At 58.8% G+C, this 18,373-nt stretch carries 20 protein-coding genes and 4 pseudogenes; 19 read left to right on the plus strand and 5 right to left on the minus strand.

The annotated features are described in order from the left end of the window. The first annotated feature begins 496 nt into the window (after window positions 1–496). Window positions 497–832, plus strand: coding sequence for an H-NS family nucleoid-associated regulatory protein (locus JYJ84_RS04630; protein ID WP_122950543.1), 336 nt, complete (start codon window positions 497–499; stop codon window positions 830–832). Window positions 833–1,083: 251 nt separating this feature from the next. After that, window positions 1,084–1,653, plus strand: a complete 570-nt coding sequence (locus JYJ84_RS04635; RefSeq protein ID WP_122950545.1) for a DJ-1/PfpI family protein — start codon at window positions 1,084–1,086, stop codon at window positions 1,651–1,653. Between the two features lie 64 nt (window positions 1,654–1,717). Here the strand turns inward: JYJ84_RS04635 and JYJ84_RS04640 are convergent. From JYJ84_RS04640 to JYJ84_RS04650, 3 genes and pseudogenes are all read right to left on the minus strand, one after another. Continuing rightward, a pseudogene (locus JYJ84_RS04640) lies at window positions 1,718–1,954 on the minus strand (IS3 family transposase); the annotation flags it as partial. A 1-nt stretch (window position 1,955) separates the two neighbouring features. Next, window positions 1,956–2,129: pseudogene (locus tag JYJ84_RS04645) on the minus strand (IS30 family transposase); the annotation flags it as partial. 190 nt (window positions 2,130–2,319) lie between these two features. Next, entirely contained in the window at window positions 2,320–2,973 is a 654-nt protein-coding gene (locus JYJ84_RS04650; protein ID WP_175220639.1) for a TetR/AcrR family transcriptional regulator, read from the minus strand. Between the two features lie 94 nt (window positions 2,974–3,067). Between JYJ84_RS04650 and JYJ84_RS04655 the strand changes: the two genes are divergently transcribed. The 3 genes and pseudogenes from JYJ84_RS04655 to JYJ84_RS04665 all read left to right on the plus strand — a co-directional run. Then, window positions 3,068–3,760 carry a DAPG hydrolase family protein gene (locus JYJ84_RS04655; protein WP_175220637.1) on the plus strand — a complete coding sequence of 231 codons (693 nt, stop codon included), beginning with the start codon at window positions 3,068–3,070 and terminating at the stop codon, window positions 3,758–3,760. A gap of 39 nt (window positions 3,761–3,799) precedes the next feature. Beyond that, window positions 3,800–4,068: pseudogene (locus JYJ84_RS04660) on the plus strand (IS3 family transposase); the annotation flags it as partial. A gap of 138 nt (window positions 4,069–4,206) precedes the next feature. Beyond that, window positions 4,207–4,488: pseudogene (locus tag JYJ84_RS04665) on the plus strand (IS21 family transposase); the annotation flags it as partial. Between the two features lie 296 nt (window positions 4,489–4,784). On the opposite strand, the gene JYJ84_RS04670 reads toward JYJ84_RS04665, so the two are convergent. Continuing rightward, the gene (locus tag JYJ84_RS04670; protein ID WP_174957359.1) at window positions 4,785–5,579 is read right to left on the minus strand and encodes an IclR family transcriptional regulator; all 795 of its coding nucleotides are present in this window, start codon (window positions 5,577–5,579) and stop codon (window positions 4,785–4,787) included. Window positions 5,580–5,800: 221 nt separating this feature from the next. Between JYJ84_RS04670 and JYJ84_RS04675 the strand changes: the two genes are divergently transcribed. From JYJ84_RS04675 to JYJ84_RS04735, 14 genes are all read left to right on the plus strand, one after another. Beyond that, window positions 5,801–6,643 carry a cyclase family protein gene (locus JYJ84_RS04675; RefSeq protein ID WP_205183258.1) on the plus strand — a complete coding sequence of 281 codons (843 nt, stop codon included), beginning with the start codon at window positions 5,801–5,803 and terminating at the stop codon, window positions 6,641–6,643. 2 nt (window positions 6,644–6,645) lie between these two features. Then, complete coding sequence (locus tag JYJ84_RS38470) at window positions 6,646–6,993, plus strand: cupin domain-containing protein (protein ID WP_122950549.1); 348 nt, start codon at window positions 6,646–6,648, stop codon at window positions 6,991–6,993. Then, a complete protein-coding gene (locus JYJ84_RS04685) occupies window positions 6,990–7,793 on the plus strand; it encodes an SDR family NAD(P)-dependent oxidoreductase (protein WP_175220635.1) in 804 nt (267 codons plus the stop codon). Before JYJ84_RS38470 ends, JYJ84_RS04685 begins: the two co-directional genes overlap by 4 nt. 9 nt (window positions 7,794–7,802) lie before the next feature. Continuing rightward, window positions 7,803–8,717 carry a 3-hydroxyacyl-CoA dehydrogenase family protein gene (locus JYJ84_RS04690; protein WP_236027328.1) on the plus strand — a complete coding sequence of 305 codons (915 nt, stop codon included), beginning with the start codon at window positions 7,803–7,805 and terminating at the stop codon, window positions 8,715–8,717. A gap of 4 nt (window positions 8,718–8,721) precedes the next feature. Next, a complete protein-coding gene (locus tag JYJ84_RS04695; RefSeq protein ID WP_122950552.1) occupies window positions 8,722–9,660 on the plus strand; it encodes a 3-keto-5-aminohexanoate cleavage protein in 939 nt (312 codons plus the stop codon). A 44-nt stretch (window positions 9,661–9,704) separates the two neighbouring features. Beyond that, window positions 9,705–10,901 carry an amino acid ABC transporter substrate-binding protein gene (locus JYJ84_RS04700; RefSeq protein ID WP_122950553.1) on the plus strand — a complete coding sequence of 399 codons (1,197 nt, stop codon included), beginning with the start codon at window positions 9,705–9,707 and terminating at the stop codon, window positions 10,899–10,901. 22 nt (window positions 10,902–10,923) lie between these two features. Next, entirely contained in the window at window positions 10,924–11,811 is an 888-nt protein-coding gene (locus tag JYJ84_RS04705; protein ID WP_122950554.1) for a branched-chain amino acid ABC transporter permease, read from the plus strand. After that, a complete protein-coding gene (locus JYJ84_RS04710; protein WP_122950555.1) occupies window positions 11,811–12,806 on the plus strand; it encodes a branched-chain amino acid ABC transporter permease in 996 nt (331 codons plus the stop codon). Before JYJ84_RS04705 ends, JYJ84_RS04710 begins: the two co-directional genes overlap by 1 nt. Beyond that, window positions 12,803–14,350 (plus strand): ATP-binding cassette domain-containing protein, encoded by a 1,548-nt coding sequence (locus JYJ84_RS04715; protein ID WP_122950556.1) that lies wholly within the window; start codon window positions 12,803–12,805, stop codon window positions 14,348–14,350. The genes JYJ84_RS04710 and JYJ84_RS04715 overlap by 4 nt, the downstream gene beginning before the upstream one ends. A 60-nt stretch (window positions 14,351–14,410) precedes the next feature. Next, a complete protein-coding gene (locus tag JYJ84_RS04720) occupies window positions 14,411–15,538 on the plus strand; it encodes a porin (protein ID WP_175220631.1) in 1,128 nt (375 codons plus the stop codon). Between the two features lie 145 nt (window positions 15,539–15,683). Beyond that, the gene (locus tag JYJ84_RS04725) at window positions 15,684–16,370 is read left to right on the plus strand and encodes a DAPG hydrolase family protein (protein WP_175220629.1); all 687 of its coding nucleotides are present in this window, start codon (window positions 15,684–15,686) and stop codon (window positions 16,368–16,370) included. Between the two features lie 325 nt (window positions 16,371–16,695). Beyond that, window positions 16,696–16,797 carry a DUF6429 family protein gene (locus JYJ84_RS37615; protein WP_374102086.1) on the plus strand — a complete coding sequence of 34 codons (102 nt, stop codon included), beginning with the start codon at window positions 16,696–16,698 and terminating at the stop codon, window positions 16,795–16,797. Window positions 16,798–16,913: 116 nt separating this feature from the next. Continuing rightward, on the plus strand, window positions 16,914–17,507 hold the full coding sequence (locus tag JYJ84_RS04730; protein ID WP_175220627.1) for an SMI1/KNR4 family protein: 594 nt from the start codon (window positions 16,914–16,916) through the stop codon (window positions 17,505–17,507). A gap of 37 nt (window positions 17,508–17,544) precedes the next feature. Beyond that, window positions 17,545–17,931, plus strand: a complete 387-nt coding sequence (locus tag JYJ84_RS04735; RefSeq protein ID WP_175220625.1) for a VOC family protein — start codon at window positions 17,545–17,547, stop codon at window positions 17,929–17,931. 25 nt (window positions 17,932–17,956) lie between these two features. On the opposite strand, the gene JYJ84_RS04740 is transcribed toward JYJ84_RS04735, so the two are convergent. Further along, on the minus strand, window positions 17,957–18,373 hold a 417-nt coding region (locus tag JYJ84_RS04740), incomplete at its 5' end, for a nuclear transport factor 2 family protein (RefSeq protein WP_205183264.1).

The following is an 18,373-nucleotide window of genomic DNA, read 5'->3' on the forward strand; positions in this document are numbered from 1 at the left end:
GCGTAGTGAGCCTGCTCCGACGCCACAGTGGGGCCTTCATCGGCGCGGATGACCTTGACGTGGCTTCTCGACTGGCTGTCAACCGCGTCACGTGCGCTGCTTCCTGGCCGCGCCGGAGAACCGACAGGATGGTATGACGCTCAGCCGTGGGGGCAGGGGCCATGTTCATGGCAGGCAGGATATCAGTTGATATTTAAGACAGATCCCATTACGATTGCATTTCAAATATCACTCGATATGTGAAACGCAGGGCGCGATTGTGTCGCCGAACATCTGCGGCGGGGATCGTCCGGGGCGGAAGATTGGTTCGGCTCGGGGCGCGCACTGTGTACCGGTGCGTGGCGACGTGTCGTTGCGCTCATGTCGCGTGTTTCGATTCGCCGGCGCGAGCCGTTGTCGATCGAATGAATGCCGTCGTCGCGTGGTGCCGTGAAAAAGTCAGTTAGTGATACGAATCATTTGAGTTGATGTGAGAGTGCGGGGCAGGGATCAGAAGATGAGCGCGAGCAAGACTTATGCAGAGCTCGTAGTCGAGCTGGCCGAACTGGACGAGGAAATCGAGCAGGCACGCGCGCGCGAACGCGTCGATGCGATCGCGCAGGTTCACTCGCTGATGGATACCTATGCGATCAAGCATCGCGACCTGGTCGGCCGCAATGGTAGTCGGGGGCCGTACATCGTGAAAGTGCTGCCGGCGCGCTATCGCGATCCGGCGAGTGGAAAGGAGTGGAGCGGGCGCGGCAACGCGCCGCTCTGGATCAGGGGCAAGGATCGTCGTCAGTTCGTCATCGTCAAATTGCCGTCCACCTTCAAGAAGACCAGGGCCAACTGACCGACGGAAAGACGTGGGATCTGGCGGTGAGTCAGTTTGCCGAATCAGTGCCGTATGACGACACTCCGTCCGCTCGCGACGCGGCGTTGGCGGATAACTTGCAACAGGGATAGGCGATCCTCACGTCGAGACTGGAAGAAAAAGTCGAAAGCATGAATGCGCGGAACAGCTTGATCGGGATGGTCGGTTGGTTCGCGGGGCCTGTGCCGGGCGCATACCTTTTATTTTTTGTGCATGGAGGATTCTGAGCAATGCCAAAAGTAGGCTTGATACTGACCCCCGGTTTTGCGGACTGGGAATATGCTTTCATTGCGGGAACTGCGTCGCCGTTCTATGGGATCGACGTCAGATTTTTCGCCCCTGTTTCAGGGCCGTTCCGTTCACAAGGCGGATTGATGGTGACGGTGGACGGTAGTCTGCAGCAATGCCTGGAGTGGAAGCCGGATGCTGTTGTCATCATCGGCGGAGTGATTTGGGAAAGTACGGGCGCCCCTGATTTGCGGGAATTTCTCCGCACCCTCCGGACAAATGGTTCGACAGTTGCGGGTATCTGTGGAGGAACGCTGGCGCTTGCGCGAGCCGGTCTGCTCGACGCTGTTCCCCATACGTCGAACAACGTCGACTTCTTGCGAGAAAACTGCGCTGCCTATGATGGCGCCTCACTTTATCGCAACAGCCCGGTAGCCGTTGTTGCTGACGGCATCATAACTGCACCCGGTCCCGCGCCGGTCAGCTTTACCTGCGCCGTGTTTGAAAGCGTAGGTCTATCTCCGGAGATCGTCTCGCAGTTCAGATCAATGCTGGCGGCGGAGCATAGGTGATTGTTTGGCAGCTTGCTGAAAATACCCGTCTGAACCTCGCCGGGAATGGTAGAGGCAGGTTGGTTCAAGTTAATGAAGGCACTTCAGCATGACCCTGCCCGTTTTTCACGTACGGCACGTCATGCAGCGATGGGGAGCGTTTCGTATTCGACAGGGGGAGGCAGTCGATCCGGTCGACGATATCCAGGCGAGCCTGAGCCCGAGCCTCGTAGCGCGTTTGGTAAATGCGTTCGACCTTCAGAGTCTTGAAGAAGCGCTCCATCGGTGCGTTGTTCCACGCGTTGAAACGCCGGCTCATCGATTCCGATCGCAGATCGGTTCAAGCCGATGATCAGGTTGCCTTCCCAATGCCCCGGTACAGCACGATCTTGAGATTCCGCCGGGGGGCCGGAGATCGTCACGCCTTCGCTGACATGTGCCCACGCCTTGGCTCGCGGCCTGGCCCTCGGCACTCTCAGTGCTCGTCCGCGGCGCAGAAACCAGACGGGGTAGCGAATGGGGCAGAACCTTGCCGATGCGCCGACATGCCAACGTTGTGGCGTGCGCGCTAGCCAACGAGCTGGCCCGCATCGCTTCAGGGCGTCATTTATTGGCCGCATACAGCTGGAGCATGGGCCTCACAAGCTCCGCTCTTTGCGGCAGCCCCCGCGCGCTGGGCAAACCTGGCTACAGCTCCCGACTGCTCGGTTGAACAATTAGAAGCGAAAGCACCTTCATGCATGCATCAAGATGAGAGCCGACGGTTCCTTCTGGCAGAGGGCGCATCACACCGAGCGCCATCTGGCGTAGAGGCTCGGTCACTGCCATTGCCAAAATAGCATTCGCCAGCAACGCTGGCTCCGGGGCATGCAAAAGCCCCTTGCGTGACTGCTTTTCAAGCCAACCGGAAAGCAACATCCGCCCCCGTTCGATACCGTTGTGCTCATAGCTGTCCAAGAGCTCTCGTTTACCGGGGAACTCTGTTGTCAGCAGACGGAAGAGACTAACCGCCGTTTCGGACAGTACATGCGTGCAGATGTTTTCCAGGATCGCTCGAAGTGCTTGAGCAACGTCGCCAGCATCCTGTGGATCTGTCTGCATGGACGGAGCATATTCCTCCGTCCACTGGCGAACCGCCAAGCCAATCAGTTCTTGTCGATTCGCTGCATAGCGGTATGCGGTTTTCTTGGCTACGGCGGCGCGCTTGGCTATCGCCTCCATCGTGGCGCCTTCATAGCCGCTTTCCAGCAACACATCCATGGCACTTTGCAAAAGCTCCCGTCTCGCCTCTTCTTCTGCTCGGGGCGGTCGTCCTCGCTGTCTTTTCGTTGGCTGGGTCATTGGAATTTCTTCGCTGTGAAAATCACGCACATGATATAGGAAACGATCATCGTTTCCTATATCATGTGCCCGTCTTCAATCTCAAAAGAACCCGATGATGTCGCTACTCGCCAAACCGTGGCTTGACCACACACCCCTTCTCGATCCCGCTCCCATGACACTGGAGATGGGGGTGCAATATCTCGAAAACGGCAATCTGCTGGTAGCAGTGCGTACTGATCTTCATGGCTGCAAGGGAAGGATGCTTGATTGGTGGTTCACGTTTTTCGAAACTACTCAGCACATCAAATGGTGGCATCCGGTGGATCACGTTGAACATCTGGGATGGGATTCAAACTGGAGGAAGGGTGCGAGCTACCATGGTGCCAGCATCTCTGCTATCGAATCCTTGGCGGAAATCCCGCCAGTTGCCGCCAAGCTCAAATTCCATGATCCCCGCGATATCTTTACCCCCAAAACAGTAGAAGACGTTTTCGCCAGCGGCCAGGTGTCCGCCATCGTTGCCGCCCGGATCGGTTTTGGAGATCAGGTGAAGCTGGATGAGAATGGTGATCCAATGAGCGGACAAATGTTGCATGTCGCCAGGGACACACCTTTTGGTTGTGTGCTTCGCAGTCGTTTCGTCCTGGGGTTGGATGATGAACATGCAGATCATGCGCCGAGTGAAGCCATGGGGCTGGCGCTGATGCGACATTGCTATACGGAGTTCACCTTCCTTTCCCGCTTTTTGCCATCGCTTTATTATGGTGAAAAGGCCAACGGTGAAGATGTCCCTCTGCCATGGTGAAGTTCAAATTCCGATGGATCAGGTTTGCGTGCAAATCGACGCCCAGGTGGAACCCGGCCGCCGATTCAAGTCCTGAAGGCCTTTGTCGATCGGCATCGCAGCGCCTTCGTGCATGATCTTATGGATTGCCCCGTCGGGGTACCGACGCTATGGTGTACAGCTTCGTGATTCGCCCAAACGCTGCGCTCGCGCCAAACGCGATGAGATGCTGCGACCGGAGATCAAGCGTGTCTGGCAGGCCAACGCAGGTCTATGGTGTGCCGAAGGTCTGGAAGCGGATTAATCGGGAAGGCATCGTGGTTGACCGGTAGGCGGGGCGGGCCAACGAATGATGCAATGTCATCTGGAAGGTCGGGACGAAGCTCGGCTTCGATCAGATCAATTATCAGGATGTCTGATTAAAGTGCGGGCAGGATCTCGCGCATGAGCTGGTATTCGGCCACGCCCAGGTGCTGCGTTATGGCCCACGCGCACCGCAACCGTGCGTGCTCGATCCGTTCGTCCACTACGTCACCGAACGTGTGCGCGAGTTTCCGGACCTGAGCGTCGAGAGTCCGCTGCGCGAGACTCGGGCCATGGGGTATATCGGTACCCGCACGGCGCTGGGCGATCTGGTTCGAGAGGTCCGGCCACCTCGCCAACGCGATTTCAAGGTGCGCTTTGACATGCCTGCCGGGCATCAACCGCAGGTGGATTTCGCCCGCTTTAATGTCGCGTTGCGCGACGCGCTCGAAGTGTTCGGCGATAGCGTAGTCGCCGCGGCGCGGTGCAACCTGCCGTCTTCCCTGAATCTCGCGCCCGCTGAACCGGTTCAGCGGCGCCCGAGCGATACGAATCCGGTTCTGGCCCGTAGTACCAGGATGATCGGCAAGCAGCTACTCGTCTAACTGCACATCTCAGGCAGCTGCGATCTGCGTGCCTGCGCGCTACCTCGCACAAATTTGTCGATGAACCACTGGCGCCCGTCGGCTTGTTCTGCAATCACTTTGGACCACGTCAGCCGAATGCCCCTTGGACGCTGCTCCTAAAGGCGCTGCTGCAATTTATCGCACTGTTCCAGAAGTAGCGCCTCCAGTTGCCCACGAATATCCATAAAGCGTTGCGTAGGAACAGGAATCGAGATGGCTGCAAATTCGCCAGTCGGCAGTCGTAGCGATGCCGCGATTGCGCAAATGCCTTCTGCGTTTTCTTCGAGATCGCTACTGATGCCGCTACGACGGATCTCCGCGAGGGCGGCGTCGAGTTCTGTCCATGAATCAATGGTTCGGGGCGTGAGTTTACCTAGACGCAGCACCTCCCTGAAGTGCTCAAGTTCGTCCTTCGGAACCGCAGCCAACATTGCTTTCCCTGGTGCACTTGAATGCAGCGGGAATGAAATCCCTACGTCGGATTCGGCACGTAGCCGATGGGTGCCCCGGACCTGATCCACGAATACAACCTTGTCCGCATCGAGTAGCGAAAGATCGACTGTCTCCCCGCACTCACGCGAGATGTGCTGAAGCGTTGGACGCGCAATATCGACAAAGCCAAATTTGGCTGCTGCTGCCAACGGTAGAAGCGCCGGCCCCAGTCGCACCCCTCGCGCAAGTGAGGCGGCAATTACAAGATTCTCCGCATGGAGCGCATCAACGATGCGCTGAACCGTTGAGCGCGGCAGAGCGAGAAGTTTTGCAAGTTCCCCCAATGAAAGACCGTCGGGATGTGCCTTCAATGCCCTGAGCACTGCGGCCGCTCTGGCGATCACCTGTACAGCCGGCCGCTCTTCAGGTGACTTCGCGGCCTCCTGATACTCGATCTCTTTCTGTCTCGCCCTGCTCATCTCACTCTGCCCGGTAAGTAAATGTCGATAGTTTGCCAGAGCTTCGCGCCAGCATCCGTTCTAGTCACTGAAATATGTCGAAACCCGAATCTGGTCTCTCCGGGTTCATCCCTATGGTTTCAACTTCTCGCAGGATTAGTATCCATGTCACCGGAGAACGGTACAAGTGTACCGCAATACGGTACACAATCCAACGATATTTTTTAGACCGGAGCACGCAAATGACAGTGACCGTCAGAGGCATCAATTATCAGGAGAACTCACATAACGACATGGGGCTCGAATTCTACGACCTCAGTCATCCGTGGGGCCTCGGTCAGCCCTGCTGGCCGTATTTCGAAGACGTGAAAATCGAGCGCCTTCATAACATGGCCAAATCCGGTGTCCTGACCCAGCGCATTACGACCGTGATGCACTCGGGCACTCACATCGATGCCCCAGCACACGTCGTCGAGGGCACGCCGTTCATGGACGAGGTTCCGCTGCCTCACTTCTTCGGAACGGGCGTCGTGGTCTCGATTCCGAAGGGCAAGTGGGAAGTGGTCACGGCGGAGGACCTCGAAAAGGCGAGCCCGCAGATTCGCGAAGGTGACATCGTCATCGTCAACACCGGCTGGCACAAGCACTACAGCGACAGCCGCATGTATTACGCCTATTCGCCTGGATTCTACAAAGATGCCGGCGAGTGGTTCGCGAAGAAGAAGGTGAAGATGATCGGCACGGACACGCAGGCGCTCGATCACCCGCTCGGTACCGCGATCGGACCGCACGGCCCCGGCTGGCCGAACGGGCTGCTTCCGCAGGTAAACATGGAGTACGAGCGCGAAACGGGGCGCAAGGTCATCCAGGATTTCCCCGAATGGGAACCCTGTCACCAGGCGATCCTGAGCGCTGGCATTTGCGGCATCGAAAACGTCGGCGGTGAAATCGACAAGGTCACCGGCAAGCGCGTCACGTTCGCGGCATTCCCGTGGCGCTGGACGCAGGGCGATGGCTGCATCGTGCGTCTCGTTGCGATTGTCGACAAGCGCGGCACCTACCGTATCGAAAACGGGGAAGGCTAACCATGATAGTCACCCGCATCGGCGAGGCCCGGCGTTATGAAGCGCCCAATCATCACGAAGTGTGCGCATTGCGGCTCCAGGGTTTTGCACCCGGTGGGCCGGAGTCTTTCTGGGTTGGACTCTCGCACTTTCTGCCAGGAGGTGGCGCAGGACCGGACAGCTCTCCGCTGGAAAGGGTCTACGTTGTCCTCGCCGGCGAGGTGACTGTCCGAACCGGGGCTCAGGAGGTCGTTCTGGGCCCGCTCGATAGCTGCACCATCCCATCCGATGAAGTACGCGAAGTCAGAAACAACGGTAACGATGTGGCCACGATGCTCGTCGTAGTGACATACGCGGAGGCAGTTGCATGAGTACAGATTGGATCAAGTCCCCGGGCTCACTCTTTGACGTCCGCGGCAAGGTTGCGGTAGTAACCGGGGCATCAGGGGCCTTTGGTGCACTTGCGGCGCAGGTGCTGGCTGGAGCGGGAGCGAAGCTTGTGCTCGTCGCCGGCAACGAAGAAGCGCTCGGCGAAACTGCACGGAAATGCAGGGATCTCGGTGCGCACGTAGAGACTGTCGTCCGCAGGCCTGGCAATGAAGAGGATTGCGAAGCAATCATGGATGCCGCATTGGCAGCGTTTTCAGGGCTCGACATCCTGGTCGTCGCGTCCGGGCTTAACGATCCGTGCCCAATCATTGAAATGTCTCCCGAGCGGTTTGACACTGTGATGCACGGCAACATCACCGGTGCCTGGCTGCTGTCCAGAGCCTTTGGCCAGCGGGTCATCAGACACGCGACTCGCGGGAAAGTCGTGCTTGTATCGTCGGCCCGCGGCAAGCTCGGACATCCCGCAGGCTACTCCGCATATTGCGCGTCCAAGGCAGCGACTGATGGTTTGACCCGTGCATTGGGATGCGAATGGGGCAAATATGGCATCACGGTGAATGCGATCGCGCCGACCGTATTTCGCTCCCCACTGACTGCGTGGATGTTCGAGGACACGGAAAAAGCCAACAAGGTCCGTTCCGAATTTCTCTCGCGCGTGCCTTTGGGCCGGCTGGGAGAGCCTGAAGACCTTGCCGGGCCTTTGCTCTTCCTGTGCTCGAAAGCGTCCGATTTTCACACCGGGCATACCGTTTATGCCGATGGTGGCTACACAGCGGGGTGAATGAAAACTATGGAAAAGATCGGTATCGTCGGCGCGGGCCTTATGGGTCAGGGAATTGCCCAGGTTTTTGCCCTGGCGGGCCACCACGTCAAGGTATTCGACGTGAATGGCGATGCGCTCGCGTCGCTGGTGACACGCACGACGCGCAACCTGCTCGACCTTGAACTCGACACCTCCGTGGTTGCGAACATCGCTCCATCGGCAGATCTCGAAGAGGCAGTCAACGACGCCGACGTCGTATTTGAAGCCGGCCCCGAAAATCTCGCGTGGAAGCAGGAACTCTTCGCGAAGCTCGAGAAAGTCGCACCGGCGAGCGCAATCCTGGCAAGCAACACCTCCGCGATTCCGATCACCAGCATCATGAGTAAGGTTGAATCGGGGCACCGGGCCATGGGAACGCACTGGTGGAATCCACCGTTTCTCGTTCCGCTCGTGGAAATTGTCAAAACGCCTGCGACTGATCACGCGGTTGCCGTTCGGATGTTCGATCTGCTGACACGCGTGGGCAAAACGCCGGCAATGGTCGAAAAGGATATTCCGGGATTTATTGGCAACCGCCTCCAGCATGCCCTCTGGCGCGAAGCGATCTCCCTCGTAGCCCATGGCGTCTGTGACGCCGAAACCGTCGATACGGTGGTAAAGGCAAGCTTCGGTCGACGACTGCCGGTTCTCGGACCGCTGGAAAACGCCGACCTCGTCGGCACCGATCTCACGCTCGCGATTCACCAGGTGCTGCTGCCTGCTATCGAATCTGAAGCAGAACCGTCGCCGTATCTGGACTCGCTTGTCAAGCGTGGACATCTGGGCATGAAGACCGGGCAAGGCTTCCGTCAATGGACCGCCGAACAGCAGGCGAATCTGCGCTCGGAGGTGTTTCAACATCTAAAGGCAATGGATGCGGCAAGTCGTCGCGAGGAAAAGTAATCAAATGGCCAGGAACCAGAAAAAGGTAATCATCACGTGCGCCGTGACCGGTGCGATCCACACGCCGTCCATGTCGCCGTATCTTCCGTTGACCCCGGCGGAGATTACGAAACAAGCCGTTGAGGCCGCCGAGGCTGGCGCCGCAATTCTCCACCTGCATGCGCGCGATCCGAACGATGGTCGACCCACAGCCGATCCCGCGATATTCGAGCGGTTCCTTGGCCCGATCAAATCGCAAACCGACGCGGTCATCAATATCACGTCTGGGGGCTCAACGAAGATGACGCTTGAGGAGCGGCTCGCACCTCCTCTCCGGTTCAAGCCGGAAATGGCGTCATTGAATATGGGCTCAATGAATTTCTCAATTCATCCAGCCGCGCAAAAAATCAAGGAGTGGAAGTATCCGTGGGAGAGGGACTACGTCGAAGGAACCGAAGACATCATCTTTCGAAACACCTTTCGCGACATTCGCCACATCCTTGAGCACCTTGGTGACGGCTGCGGAACGCGCTTTGAATTCGAGTGCTACGACGTTGGCCATCTCTATAACCTCGCCCATTTCGTCGACGCGGGGCTGGTCAAGCCTCCGTTCTTTATCCAGACGATCTTCGGCATCCTCGGTGGAATCGGGCCGGATCCCGAATGCGTGACTTTCATGCGAGAAACGGCGAACCGACTCTTCGGGGAAAGCTATCAGTGGTCGGTACTTGCGGCCGGCCGTCATCAGATGCCGCTACTGACGCAGGCTGCCGTCGCCGGCGCAAACGTGCGCGTCGGTCTGGAAGACAGTCTTTACCTGGGGCGCGGCCAGATGGCACAGAGCAATGCCGACCAGGTCCGCAAAATTCGGCGCATCCTCGATGAGCTGGGGCTGGAGATTGCAACGCCAGACGAAGCACGTGAGATGCTGAATCTCAAGGGATCCGCTAACACCGCATTCTAGGCGCAAGAAATAGAACTAAAAAAACGCATATACCAGGAGACAAAATGGATAGGCTTCGAAACAGATGGGCGATTGGCCTCGTTTTCACTTCGGCTGTCGTGTTCGCAACGGCGGCTACGGCCGATGAGATAACGATTGGTGCTTCCCTGCCACTTTCCGGCCCGCTTGCAGGTTTCGGAGCCTACCAGAAGTGGGGTTATGAAACGGCTGTGAGCGACGTCAACAAAGGCGGCGGGCTCAAGGTCGGAAACGCGCAGTATCAGGTAAAACTCGTTATCCGCGACGATAAAACGGATCCGAATGTTACCGCGAGCAACACCGAGACGTTGATCTCCAGGGATGGTGTTGTCGGGATGCTTGGCTCATGCACGCCGGCGCTGGTGAATGCCGGCTCGCTTGTTGCAGAGCGTCGAAGCGTCCCGATCGTTTCCGGTTGCGTCCCACTTGGTGCGTTCAAGGCGGTCCGGCGATGGAAGTATGCATGGGCAGTCTTCTTCGACGAGTCCGAATTGGGCGTCGCCCCATTCCGGATGATCGCTGACTACCGCCTTCAGACGAACAAAAAGGCGGTGATTTTGTCCGACAACGGTCCGGATGGGCGAGTCGTCGGCGGACGGATCTGGCCCAACGCCATATCAACAGGCGGCTTCACGCTCGTTCAGCAAAACTCGTTTCCCGTCGATTCACAGCAGTTCACCACCATGATCACGCAAGCGAAGGCGGATTACGCTGACATCGCACTGGTTGACGCGATCCCGCCACAGGCGATCGCGATGCGAAAGCAGATGGCCGCGGCGGACTTTCATCCCAAGTTGCTGGTCATGGAAAAGGGGGGGGAGCCCGAACAGTTTGCCAGGGCCTTGGGCAAGCTCTCCAATGGAGTCCTGGTGGGCGGTTATTGGGATCCCAGTTTTCCTTATCCTGGTGCGGCTGAACTCGGCAAGCGCTTCGAAGCGGAAACGCATCAAACACAAAGCCAGCATATCGCCGACTCATACGCCGCCGCCCAGGTCCTCCTGGATGCAATCTCGGCGGCCGGTAGCACCGACCGCGAGAAGATCAATCAGGCAATCGGCAAAACGGACAAGTCGTATGTCGTGGGTCCGGTGAAATTTGATGCAGACCATACGTCACGCATCCCGGTCGTCGTCATGCAATGGCAAGACGGGAGGGCGGTGACCGTATGGCCCAAGGAAAAGGCCAACGGAAAATTGGTCTTTCCGCTCCCGGCACTCCACTAACGCATGGTTTGAGGAATTGATCATGCTCCAGATATACCATCCAAATTTATCAGTTATCCTGAGTGGTATTGCGTCAGGATTCATCCTGGGCGGAATGCTCGCGCTTACTGCTTTGGGCCTGTCTATCGCACTTGGCGTGATGCGCCTTGTCAACCTTGCACACGGAGAGCTTCTGGTTGGTGGGGCCTACATCGGCTTCTTTCTCGTTCAGTTCGCTGGCATCGATCCACTTCTGGGCCTTCCACTTGTCGCCGCGACCATGGGGGCAATCGCGTTGCCGTTCCATAAGGTTCTTGTCCGGCCACTGGCGAACAAGGGGATGGAAGCGCCGATGATGACAATGTTTGGCGTTTCCATCATCCTCCAGAATCTTTACCTGCTCTGTTTCAGCGCGGACACACGTGCCATCAACACGGACTATTCAGCGCGTCCACTTGTTTTTGGTCCAGTGACGATCGGCGAAATCTACGTGATCGGATTCGTCGTTTCCGTCGCGCTTACGCTCGGCGTGCACACCCTGATCACCCGGACCCGGTTCGGTCGTGACCTTCGAGCAGCCGCAGTGGACCCCTCGGCCGCAGCCGTGATTGGCGTCGACGTCGCTAAAGTGCACGCGCTTACATTCGCGCTGGGAGCAGCTTGCGCCGCAATGGGAGGCGTGCTCATTGCCACCGCATTCTCTTTTACGCCGAGTACCGGTTCGACCTACCTGCTCATGAGTTTTGCGGTCGTCGTGATGGGCGGGATCGGCAACATATTTGGAACACTCGCGGCCGGAATCACGCTCGGTATTTTGCAGAGCATCGGCGCACTCGCATTTGGCGATGGCTATCGTGATCTGGTGGGCCTGGTCATCTTTCTTTTCGTTCTTGCGCTGCGTCCTCAGGGCATGGTGCCGGGAGTACGCTAATGACGAATCTATCAAACAATCCGGCGACTTCTGTAACGGCAGGGCAGGTACGCAATGCGCTCTCCCGATCGACTGCGACTGCCTCGGTTCCAGTTGCCGTCACCGCAGTCCTGCTCGTTCTCGTCGGAATCGTCGTGCCTCGGATGGGGGACTATGCGCTTGAAGTCGGGTTCAGGCTATTGCTGCTACTGACTATCGCCGAAGCATGGAATCTCATGTCCGGTTTCGGGGGAATGGTCTCGCTCGGCACAGCTGCATTCTTCGGTGCCGGTGCGTATTCGATGACTGGCCTCGTCAATCTGCTGGACATGCCACCGTGGCTGGCCGTACCCATGTCAGGGTTCACGGGAGCCGTTCTAAGCGTGGTCGTCAGCAGAGGTGTGTTCCGGCTTCGCGGTCTGTACTTCACTGTCGGCACCCTTGCACTTGCGGAAGCACTCCGTCTTTTCATGGTCAACTACAGCGGCTTCGGTGGTGCATCGGGGCTCGTGCTCGCTCTGGATCCGCCGGGGCTGCGCACGTTGTTCCTCATGGCTCTCGCCCTGGCCACCGTGACCATTGTATTGATGAGCATCGCAACACGCTCGCGGTTCTCGGTGTTGTTACGCGCCGTGCGCGACGATGAGGACGCTGCATCGCAAATGGGCGTGCGGACGTTTCGGATCAAGCTCCTCGCCTTCTTGGTGTCGAGTGCGCTGACCAGTATCGCGGGTGCCCTTCAGGCCTTGAAGCTGGGGACAGTCGAACCCTATGGCACGTTCGGCATTCAATGGACGGTCAGCGCACTGTCCATCGTGATAATCGGGGGGCAGGGGAAACGTGCCGGGCCCTTTCTGGGGGCAATCTTCGTTGTCGCGCTAGGCGAGTTGCTCGCTGACTGGCCGGCGCTCCACCTCGCCATTACCGGCGCCATTCTCATTACAGTCATCCGGTTCGCTCCTCAGGGAATAGCGGGACTGCTCCAGAAAATCGCAAACCGGAAGGCAGCGTCATGAGCATCGAACATTCCACACCACTTCTTCATGCTACAGATCTCGTCAAGCGTTATGGCGGACTCGTTGCTACCGATTCCGTATCCATTTCTGTTTCGCACGGCGAAGTTCTCGGCATGGTCGGCCCGAACGGCGCCGGAAAGTCCACTCTCATCGGTTTGCTGGGCGGAGCCGTGAAGGCGGACGGCGGCTCTGTCTATTTGGACGGCGAGGACATAACCAGGTTCGGATCCGCCGAACGCGCGCGCTGCGGGATCGGTCGGACTTACCAGATTCCGCGTCCATTCATGGATATGAGCGTGCGCGAAAACCTGCTTGCGGCCCGGTTCAGCCTGCATCCTTTCTGCCCGAAGCGCGAAGCGCTCCTCGCTTGCGACAGGATCCTCGAGCGTACCGGTCTGCTCGAATCGGCGAACCTGCCTGCGCGCCAACTGCCGCTGCTACGAAGAAAGCGCCTGGAGGTCGCAAGGGCTCTTGCCCTGGACCCGAAGATTCTCTTGCTGGACGAGGTAGGTGCAGGCCTTGTCGACAGTGAAGTGACTGAACTCATCGACCTCATTCATTCGCTTTCGGGCGAGATTCAGGGCGTCATCATTATCGAACACGTCCTTCGCGTGGTCCGGGAGTGCTGCCAGCGCCTGATCGTTCTGAATTTCGGCCGCAAGTTTGCCGAGGGGCCGACGAGGGAAGTCCTCTCAAGCGACGAGGTCGCTGCTGTCTACCTCGGCACGGCGCATCGCAGCCTCCCGGATACCCCGTCGTCAAAAGTGAAACATGAACACGTCGAGTCCGCCTCGACGGCGGTGCCGCGTGTCCGGGAAGGGGGCGCTTCGGCCCCGCTGCTAGAACTGAGCGATATCCACGCCGGATACGGTCAGGCCCGCGTGCTTAATGGGATCGATCTGACCGTCCACAGCGGAGACGTCATTGCGATCCTCGGTACGAATGGCGCAGGTAAGACGACCCTCGCAAATGTGCTTTCTGGAACGGTGCGTCCGACCGCAGGGGAAATCAAGGTCGACGGAAAGGTACTCGGCGCAAGCGCGCCCCATCGCTTCGCGGCGCTGGGCTTGGCCCAATGTATGGAAGGCCGCCGGATCTTCAGTTCGCTGACAGTTGAGGAGAATCTCGTTCTCGCTGCACGTAACGCCCCGGCCAATGACGTTCAGGAGCGCCTTGATCACGTATACAGCCTCTTCGCCGATCTGCGAGAGCGGCGCGGAAACGCGGGTACTTCGATGTCCGGCGGCCAGCAACAGATGCTCGCGATAGGCCGGGCCTTGATGGCCCGCCCCCGTCTCATCGTCTTTGACGAAATCAGCCTTGGGCTGGCTCCAGTAATGATGGACCGTCTATACCTCGCGCTGCGCGAGCTGAAGGCAGCGGGCATGACGATGTTGATCGTCGAACAGGACGTAGAACGCGCGCTCGATCTGGCGGACCACGTCCACGTGATGGAACACGGACGCTTTGCCCTCTCCGGCCCGATCGATTCCATCCGCAACGACCCACGCCTCCGACATCTCTATCTCGGGACGGCCGACTAGTACAGACAAACGATAGAAACACCGCAGTGCAACATCACAAATAGAACTATCGGAGACAACATGAGGAGACACGCAATTACACTGGTGGCAGTGTCCGTCGCTGCTGCGAACGCACACGCACAAAGCTCGATCACGATGTTCGGATTCCTGGATGCCGGGATTACTTACGTGAGCAACCAAGGGGGACATTCGAACACACTGCTCGACACGGGCGTCTGGGCACCGAGCCTGTTCGGCTTGAGAGGCGCCGAAGACCTCGGCGGTGGCACGAAAGCGATTTTCATGCTCGAAAGCCAGTTCGATATGGCCAACGGTTCGACGATACCTTCTGCGGGTGCTCTTTTCGCACGTCAGGCGTGGGTCGGCCTGTCGGACCCGAGGCTGGGCGACATCACGGCCGGCAATCAACACGACTTCATGTGGGAGTCGCTGCTGTTCGGAGGGTTTCACGACCAGAACGCCGGCTTTGACGGCTCGCTTCTCTATGGCGGCTTCTATAATTTCAGACAGGGTCCCTTTTCTGCACTCGGGATTCCTAATAATGCTACGGGATCATCCGACTTCGATCGCGTGGCGGGATCGTCCCGCGTCTCGAACTCAGTCAAGTACAAATCACCCGATTTCTCAGGCTTCACATTCGGGGCGCTTTACGGCTTTGGACAGGTCGCAGGAGATTTCTCGTCCAGCAATTCGGTCAGCTTCGGTGCCAACTACTCTCGCGGCCCGTTCGCTGTTGGGGCGGCCTATACGGAAGTCAAGTACCCCCAGATGAATAACGGCCACGACGGCATACGAAACTACGGTGTTGGCATGCACTACAACTTCGCAGGGATTGTTCTCGCCAACGTGCTCTATACCAATACGAAGAACACGTTGACCGGCGCGCGTATTGACGTCGGACAGATTGGCGCGAACTGGTTTATTTCGAATGTCTGGACGCTCGGTGCGAACTACGAATACATGAAGGGCAACGAGACCTTGCTGAACAACAAGGCTCACCAGGTGACTGGCGCTCTGATGTACTGGTTCTCCAAACGCACCGCGGTCTACCTGGAAGGGGTGTATCAGCACGCCTCCGGTGACAACCCGGATACCGGAGCCTGGATCAACGGACTGTTTGGCCCGACAGCCGCTTCGTCCAGCCACTCACAAACCATTGGTCGCCTGGGGCTGACAACGGCGTTCTGAGGTTCTACAGCCTCGAACATCGCCGCTGCCGGCGCAGTCGGCTTCGCGGTTCGCCGCGAACCGACATGCGTCGCACGTGAGTCACAGCTGTACCTGTAACGCAAGTTTCGGCATCGGTGCCGAACAACCTATCGTGGAGAGAGAGATGAAACTCGAAGAAGTTGGTCAACTGCTGAATCCGGCCCCGCTGCGCATGGAGACGGGCTACGAACGACTGGAAAACGGCGTGCTCCACGTCGCTTGCCGTACCGATCTGCACAATTGCACCGGTGAGATGTTCGAGTGGTGGTTTCGGTCCCGCCCGGACACCCGCCACTATCGCTGGTGGCATCCGGTGGATCACGTGAGCAGCGCGTGGGCGGAGGGTACACCCGATACCCACGTGGGTTCGGTCCATCTCGTTGAGGAGTTTTTCACGGGACTGCCGGCACAGCGGCTGGCAATTCAGTTCAGGGATGCGACCGAGTTTTTCGAGGCAGATGCGTACGAGAAGGCGCGCAGCGATGGCCGCCTGAGCGCCGCGGTATGTGGTCGTATTGGCTTGGGCGAGAACCCTGAACGGACTGCTGGCGGCAAGGTTATCGGCGGGCGGCTGCTCCATATTGGCCGGGACGCCGAATGGGGCCTTGCGCTGCGCAGTCATTTCTACATTGGGCAGGACCTTCCGGCTCTTGGAAACAGCCCGTCGGAGATCGCTGAAATCTTCCCCGACGCTTTCGGACAGGCGTTGCTCATGCACTGCTACAACGAATTCACGTTTCTCTCGCGGTTTCTTCCGTCGCTGTTCCTCGGCGACAACCGTGAAAGCCTCAAGATCCCGTTGCCTTGGTAGGCAAATAAAACCGAACGGGGAGACGCCCCAGTGTTCACTCGATCTGGTATCAAGGATGTAGCAAAGTCGAGCATGCGCTTTCTTCGTGAGTGGATCGTAGCCGGCATGAGACTGCGGGCTCAGGGAGACGTGCTGTACGTCCCTGAAGATGACACTCACAATCAAGCAGGAGGCGCGAACGAAGATGAGACCCGTAGTACCGGCGTGTCCCGCTCTCAAAGGGCGAGACCGCGCCAATATTCAGACGACGAACAGGATACGGAAATATGAACTGACAAATTGACCAAGCGGTTCAGCGAAACTGCGGGTCACTCGGCAAACCGTCTTGAATTGGGATGCACTCAACCGACCCGATGAACGCGGTCTCATTGGCGATTTCGTCAGCAAAACGAGATCGGTGATCCTCACCGACGACGGTTTGCGCTAATCCGAACGTCTGTTCAAGCAGCACTGCGTCACCGCAGGCAGCAAAATCGATTCATGAAACGAATTTGCAACTCACGACACTAAAATGGCGTGTGCCCGTTCTTCGGACCTGACGCAATGACCCTCGTCGATACCTATCTCGCCGGCCTGCGCGCCGCGCTGCCCGATACCGACAACGCGGCGCTTGCCGCCGCCACGGGCGCGACGCCCGCGCAGCTCGACGCGCTGCGCGCCGCGTATCCGCGGTGCCCGGCCAGCCTGATCGAACTGCTCGGCAAGCTCGACGGGACCTACCGGCGCGACTACGGCGGCACGACGGTCAAGGTGCTGGTGCTGGGCTCCGACGTCTACGAATACCCGTATTACCTGCTGTCGGCCGCCCAGATGCTCGAGAAAGGGGCGAAGTACCGCGACAGCATCGAGGAGATGTATGGAGACGACGCAAACGACGACGGCGAACTCGTCGATCCGCGCATCGACATCGCGCTGCCGTTGGGCCGGCGGCTGTGCTTCTCGCATTGCGTGAACAACGGCGGCACGTCGCAGCTCTACATCGATTTCGACCCGGCGCCGGGCGGCAAGGTCGGGCAGGTCGTGCGTTACCTGCACGATCCCGACAACTATGCGGTGATCGCCGACGACTTCGACGGCTACCTGCGAAAGCTGATCGACGGCGGTTATGCGTTTGTCATCGATTTCGACGAAGAATAGTGGCGGGGCGGTGGCTGCCGCTACAGGAGAGATTGAAATGCGAATCTACGTGACGAGTATCTTCGTCGACGACCAGGACAAGGCGTTGACGTTCTATACCGACAAGCTCGGTTTCAAGCTGAAGAACAACGTGCCGGTAGGCGAGTACCGCTGGCTGACCGTGGTGTCGAAGGACCAGCCGGACGGCACCGAGCTGCTGCTCGAGCCGAGCCACCATCGCGCGGTCGGGCCTTACAAGCAGGCGCTGTACGAGGACGGCATTCCGGCGGCATCGTTCCAGGTCGACGATCTCGACGCGGAGATCGCGCGGCTCAAGGATCTCGATGTCCGCTTCACGCTGGAGCCGATGGACGCCGGGCCCGTGCGCGTCGCGGTCGTCGACGATACGTGCGGGAACCTGATTCAGCTGATGCAGATGAAGTGAAGCAAGGCGCCGCCGCGCGGGGCATTCAGTCGGTTGCGACCGGCGGCGCATCGTGCATCCAGCTGCGCTCCTGCGAGCGGCTCCGGATGCGCCACCCGCATTCGGTCCGCACCAGCAGGTCGCGATACCAGAGCCCGACGAAGCACACGCGGTCGACGCCCGTTTCATCGGCCGAGATCATCATCGCGTGGCCGGCCGTTCGCGCGGTCGCGGCGTCGCCGTCGACGACCAGCAGTGACGTCGAGATCGTGTGCTGCGTGCCGCGCATCGCCGACGTCACCTGTTCCAGATAGGCGGCAATCTCCGCACGGCTGCCGACCGGGCCGCCGAAGGCCGTGTAGTCGAGGGTCGCATTGGTTGCGAAGAGGCGCTCGAATTCATGCCAGTCGTGGCGGTCGACGGCGTGGCAATAGCGGGTCAGCAGATCCTGGATCTCCATCCG

Origin of the sequence: Burkholderia sp. LMG 13014, assembly GCF_905232215.1 — a bacterium.
Taxonomy (GTDB): Bacteria; Pseudomonadota; Gammaproteobacteria; order Burkholderiales; family Burkholderiaceae; genus Burkholderia.

Bases quoted from the DNA above. Each gene is read 5' to 3' on its own strand.
- JYJ84_RS04670 (WP_174957359.1), bottom strand. From the start codon at position 5,579: ATGAGCAGGGCGAGACAGAAAGAGATCGAGTATCAGGAGGCCGCGAAG.
- JYJ84_RS04685 (WP_175220635.1), top strand. From the start codon at position 6,990: ATGAGTACAGATTGGATCAAGTCCCCGGGCTCACTCTTTGACGTCCGC.
- JYJ84_RS04705 (WP_122950554.1), top strand. From the start codon at position 10,924: ATGCTCCAGATATACCATCCAAATTTATCAGTTATCCTGAGTGGTATT.
- JYJ84_RS04700 (WP_122950553.1), top strand. From the start codon at position 9,705: ATGGATAGGCTTCGAAACAGATGGGCGATTGGCCTCGTTTTCACTTCG.
- JYJ84_RS04715 (WP_122950556.1), top strand. From the start codon at position 12,803: ATGAGCATCGAACATTCCACACCACTTCTTCATGCTACAGATCTCGTC.
- JYJ84_RS04635 (WP_122950545.1), top strand. From the start codon at position 1,084: ATGCCAAAAGTAGGCTTGATACTGACCCCCGGTTTTGCGGACTGGGAA.
- JYJ84_RS38470 (WP_122950549.1), top strand. From the start codon at position 6,646: ATGATAGTCACCCGCATCGGCGAGGCCCGGCGTTATGAAGCGCCCAAT.
- JYJ84_RS04735 (WP_175220625.1), top strand. From the start codon at position 17,545: ATGCGAATCTACGTGACGAGTATCTTCGTCGACGACCAGGACAAGGCG.
- JYJ84_RS04730 (WP_175220627.1), top strand. From the start codon at position 16,914: ATGACCCTCGTCGATACCTATCTCGCCGGCCTGCGCGCCGCGCTGCCC.
- JYJ84_RS04630 (WP_122950543.1), top strand. From the start codon at position 497: ATGAGCGCGAGCAAGACTTATGCAGAGCTCGTAGTCGAGCTGGCCGAA.
- JYJ84_RS04725 (WP_175220629.1), top strand. From the start codon at position 15,684: ATGAAACTCGAAGAAGTTGGTCAACTGCTGAATCCGGCCCCGCTGCGC.
- JYJ84_RS04690 (WP_236027328.1), top strand. From the start codon at position 7,803: ATGGAAAAGATCGGTATCGTCGGCGCGGGCCTTATGGGTCAGGGAATT.
- JYJ84_RS04650 (WP_175220639.1), bottom strand. From the start codon at position 2,973: ATGACCCAGCCAACGAAAAGACAGCGAGGACGACCGCCCCGAGCAGAA.
- JYJ84_RS04655 (WP_175220637.1), top strand. From the start codon at position 3,068: ATGATGTCGCTACTCGCCAAACCGTGGCTTGACCACACACCCCTTCTC.
- JYJ84_RS04695 (WP_122950552.1), top strand. From the start codon at position 8,722: ATGGCCAGGAACCAGAAAAAGGTAATCATCACGTGCGCCGTGACCGGT.
- JYJ84_RS04710 (WP_122950555.1), top strand. From the start codon at position 11,811: ATGACGAATCTATCAAACAATCCGGCGACTTCTGTAACGGCAGGGCAG.
- JYJ84_RS04720 (WP_175220631.1), top strand. From the start codon at position 14,411: ATGAGGAGACACGCAATTACACTGGTGGCAGTGTCCGTCGCTGCTGCG.
- JYJ84_RS04675 (WP_205183258.1), top strand. From the start codon at position 5,801: ATGACAGTGACCGTCAGAGGCATCAATTATCAGGAGAACTCACATAAC.